A 440-nucleotide genomic window follows, 5' to 3' on the forward strand; every position below is an offset into this window, starting at 1 on the left:
ACGCGCCACTCAAATCCGCCGCCGTTTGAGATTCCCTTATCGCCAAATCCCCCAAAATACTGCACTCCAAACTCCATATCGAAGTTTTGCGCCTCCAAAAGATACGAAATGCCCGCGTTTGCGTAACCTAAAATTTTGTCGCAATCAAGCGCAAAATCGAAGTTTTGACTTCGCACTAAAACCTTGCTTTTGGCGAGTTTTGGGGCGAGATTGAACTTCGCGCCTACGCCAAAATTCACTCCAAATCCGCCGAAATAATTTGCGTACGAAACGCCCAAATCGCCGTAGATTAGGTTAAAAAGCGCGTTTTGATAAATCGCAGAATCTGCTTTGATTTCCTTTGATTTGAGTGCCTTGTAGTCAAATCCTGCTTCGAGCGATAATGCCCCGCCTGTGCGAAAATCAAAGGTTTTGCCAAAAGTTAAATTTGCGCCAAATCC

1 protein-coding gene is annotated in these 440 nt (G+C 45.2%); it reads right to left on the reverse strand.

Annotation, left to right across the window (positions count from 1 at the left end):
- Positions 1 to 440, reverse strand: a 440-nt coding sequence (locus tag ACWIUD_RS12090) for a hypothetical protein (RefSeq protein WP_454149419.1), incomplete at both ends; no start/stop codon positions are given.

The sequence above is a fragment of the Helicobacter sp. 23-1044 genome (assembly GCF_053654695.1).